This window comes from Streptomyces sp. HD, from assembly GCF_028369295.1.
GTDB lineage: Bacteria > Actinomycetota > Actinomycetes > Streptomycetales > Streptomycetaceae > Streptomyces.
In genome coordinates, this window is the sequence record NZ_JAQMYP010000134.1 from 1 (window position 1) to 2,012 (window position 2,012).

A 2,012-nucleotide genomic window follows, 5' to 3' on the forward strand; every position below is an offset into this window, starting at 1 on the left:
TGACCGCGCCGCACGCCTGTGCGGCGTCATCCAGGGCACCGGTGACGAGAACGACCCCGGAGACTCCGTCGCCGGAATGGGCCTCCAACTGCCGTGCGAGGGAGGCACGTTCAGGTGCGGCGGGGAGCTCGACGACCACGGGGTCGGCGCCGCGCGCGGTGAGTTCGGCCGTGATGGTGTCGGTGTCGGCGTCGTGAGCCGCGCTCTCGGGGAGGAGAGCGATCCAGCGGCCGGAGAGCACGGTGGCGGACGACGGGTCGAGCGGCTTCCAGTGCGTCCGGTAGAGCCACTGGTCCGCCCGGGAGCGTTCCTGGCTACGGCGCCGCCAGGACGACAGGGCCGGGACGAGGCCGTTCAGGGACTCCTCGGCGAGCCCCAGCGACTCGGCCAGGGAGCCGAGCTCACCACGCTCGACGGCGTTCCAGAACTCGGTCTCGGCGGAGCCACCGGTCGACTGCTCGCCGTTGACACCGCTGCGTGCGGCGGGGCGGCTCTGGTCCGCCAGCCAGTAGCGCTGGTGCTGGAAGGCGTACGTGGGCAGCTCGACCCGGCGTCCCTCGGGGAGGACGGCCTCCCAGGTGACCGTGGCGCCGTGGGTGTGCAGGCGGGTCAGTGCCGTGACCGCGCTGACGGGCTCGTTCCGGTCCTTGCGCAGGGTCGGTGAGAACAGAGTGCCGCCGGCGGTGTCGCCTGCGGCGACGGCCTCCGGGCAGGCTTGGGCCAGCGCGGTGAGGGTGCCGTCGGGCCCGAGTTCGAGGTAGCGGGTGGTACCGCGCGCGGCGAGGGTGCGTACGGCATCGGCGAAGCGGACCGTGTCCCGGACGTGCCGCACCCAGTACTGCGGGGAGCGCAGTTCCTCGGCGGTGGCGGTCGTGCCCGTGAGGGTGGAGACGATCGGGAGTGTCGGTTCCGCGTACTCCAGGCTCTCGGCCACTTCCCGAAAGTCGTCGAGCATCGGCTCCATCAGCGGGGAGTGGAAGGCATGGCTCACCCGCAGCGCCGTCACCTTGCGGTCCTGGGCGCGGAAACGGTCCGCGATCTCGTCGACAGCCTCCGCCGCACCCGAAATCACCACCGACTGCGGGCCGTTGACGGCGGCGATGCCCGCCCGGTCATCGAGCAGGGGCAGCACCTCGTCCTCGGACGCCTGGAGCGCGACCATCGCGCCGCCGGCCGGGAGCGCCTGCATCAACCGGCCCCGCGCCATCACCAGACGGCACGCGTCCGCCAGCGACCACACACCGGCCAGGTGCGCGGCGGCCAGCTCACCGATGGAATGCCCGGCCAGTACATCCGGCCGGACACCCCACGACTCCAGCAGCCGGAACAGCGCCACTTCCAGCGCGAACAGGGCGGGCTGGGCGTACTCCGTACGGTTCAGCAGGTCCGCGTCCGCACCGAACACGACCTCCCGCAGACCGAACGGCAGCTCCGCGTCGACCGCGTCGACGGCGGCGGCGAAGACGGGGTACGTGGCGTACAACTCCCGCCCCATGCCGAGCCGTTGGGAGCCCTGCCCCGCGAAGAGGAACGCGGTACGGCCGTCGGGCTGGGCGGTGCCGGTGACGATGCGGTCGGCGCTGTCGCCGCCTGCGAACGTGGTGAGGGCCTCGACGAGTTCGGCGCGACCGGCGCCGATGACGGCGGCCCGGTACGGCAGCGCCGATCGGTGCGCGGCCAGCGACCAGGCGAGGTCGAGAGGGGTGTCGCCGGGGTGCTCCCTCAGGTGCGCGAGGAGACGCGCGGCCTGGACAGGCAGGGCCTCGGGGGTACGGGCGGACAGGACCCAGGGCAGCACCCGGGGTGCCCTGTCCTGCGATGCGGGAGTAGCGGCGGGCGCGGAGTCGTCGTCGGCGAGTGCCTCGGGGTTCTCGGGGGCCTCCTCGCGGGGTGCTTCCTCGAGGACCGCGTGGGCGTTGGTGCCGCTCACACCAAAGGCGGACACGGCGGCACGGCGCGGCCGGTCATCCTCCCTCAGCCAGTCCCGCTCGTCCGTCAACAGCTCCACGGCC

General features: G+C 73.1%; 1 protein-coding gene. It reads right to left on the reverse strand.

The window, feature by feature from the left end; genetic code table 11:
* Positions 1–1,999 (reverse strand): type I polyketide synthase (locus POF73_RS45620; RefSeq protein ID WP_272125442.1); only part of this gene is annotated, 1,999 nt, incomplete at its 3' end.
* Between the last annotated feature and the right edge of the window lie 13 nt (positions 2,000–2,012).